2 protein-coding genes are annotated in these 1460 nt (G+C 70.5%); one reads left to right on the top strand and one right to left on the bottom strand.

Translation table 11 applies throughout. From position 1 onward, the window contains the following. Window positions 1–295 precede the first annotated feature (295 nt). On the bottom strand, window positions 296–919 hold the full coding sequence (locus tag ACRX5S_RS12115; RefSeq protein WP_436772886.1) for a TetR/AcrR family transcriptional regulator C-terminal domain-containing protein: 624 nt from the start codon (window positions 917–919) through the stop codon (window positions 296–298). A 78-nt stretch (window positions 920–997) separates the two neighbouring features. On the opposite strand from ACRX5S_RS12115, the gene ACRX5S_RS12120 reads away from it, so the two are divergent. Beyond that, window positions 998–1387: a Dabb family protein gene (locus tag ACRX5S_RS12120; protein ID WP_436772887.1), complete on the top strand. Its 390-nt coding sequence runs from the start codon at window positions 998–1000 to the stop codon at window positions 1385–1387. Window positions 1388–1460: the final 73 nt, after the last annotated feature.

The raw sequence follows: 1460 nt of genomic DNA on the forward strand, positions 1-1460 counted from the left end.
GGCAGCACTTCAGCTGCCTGCCCCGGGCCTGTTCTGGTCCCGCTGGACGCCTTGGCCGTTCCGGGGCACCAGCCGTAGGTCGCTTCGTCCAGCCGCGACCAGACCACCTCATCCGCGGGATCCCGCGACCGCCCCAAACGCGCGCAACCGCATCCGTGGTTCTCCCCACACAGCCGGTCCGCCAGGGCCCGCCACGACGCTCCGAGCTGCGCAGGCTCAACCCGCCCTCTCCCCCAACCCCCGCCGCGACCTCGCGCCGCACGGATGAGGTGACTTCCCACATCCCCGCGCCGGGTCAGGGGCCGTACGCGCGCAGGAAGACGTCGACCGCGGCGGTCGCGAGGTCGTCCAGATCGGCGTCGGGGCGGTACTGGAGCGGGCCGGTGAGCAGGGCGAGAAAATGCTCGGCGGCCAACTCCAAGTCGCACGACCGCAGGTGGCCCGCGATGACGAGGCGCGCGAGTCGGTCGGCGAGGGCGCAGCGCACGCGAAGTGCCGTACGCTCGCGGACGCTTGCCGCCAGTTCGGGGAACTGGCCATGCTCCGCGTCGGCCAATTGCCTGACAGCGCGGGCCTCTTCGCAGGCGTACGCCAGAAGCAGCTTGCGGGCCACGGCAGTGAGCGCTTCGCGGGGGTCCCCGTCGCCGGCGGCGCGGAGTTCTTCCACGACGGCGACACCGCGCGCCCCGATGCGGTCGGCGGCGGCCTCCACGGCCTCGCGGTACAGGCTCTCCTTGTCGGCGAGGTGGTTGTAGACGGTCGGTTTCGCGACGCCGGCCTCCCGAGCGATCTCCTGGACGCACGCCTGCGCGTATCCGCGCCGCGCGAACACGGTGAACGCGCCGTCCAGGATCGCCTGCCGCCGCTCGATCCGCCCGCGGCCCGCGCGTTCGTTCCCGGTTGACACTTCTGAACCCATGGGTTCAGCATAGTGCCGAACCGATACGACCGGATTTCTGAACCGCTTGGTTCAATCAATTGGAAAGATGAGACAGGGATGATCGTTCACATGCTGCGCTTCTCGTTCAAGGAAACCGCAACCGAGGAGGACCGCGAACACGTCCTCGCGGTGATGCGGCGAACAGCCTCGGTCGAGTCGGTGTCGTTCTCGACGGTCGGCCAAAGCCTCGACGAATCAGGCGGGTTCACGCACGCGTACTGCGTGGGCATCGCCGACATGGAGGCCCTGCGGCGGTACATGCACGACCCGGTCCACCTGGCGGGTGACCCCGAGATCATCCCCCACCTCGCCAAGCTCGCCATCGGCCCGGACGTGTCGGACGACATGACCCCCACCCTGGCCGCGGACATCCTCGCCCTGCACGAGGAAAAGGTCGCCCTCTACCCGGAATGGGCCGCCGACCTCACCCCCCTCCTGGCCGCCTAGCACCGGCAGCGGGGGGGGGGGGGCGGGGGGGGGGGGGGGCAATGGAGAGAGGGGGGGGGGGGGGGGGGGGGGA

It is taken from the genome of Yinghuangia sp. YIM S09857, from assembly GCF_051388915.1.
Taxonomy (GTDB): Bacteria; Actinomycetota; Actinomycetes; order Streptomycetales; family Streptomycetaceae; genus Yinghuangia.

Excerpts from the sequence above, each read along its gene's own strand:
- ACRX5S_RS12115 (WP_436772886.1), bottom strand. The coding sequence starts at position 919 with ATGGGTTCAGAAGTGTCAACCGGGAACGAACGCGCGGGCCGCGGGCGG.
- ACRX5S_RS12120 (WP_436772887.1), top strand. The coding sequence starts at position 998 with ATGATCGTTCACATGCTGCGCTTCTCGTTCAAGGAAACCGCAACCGAG.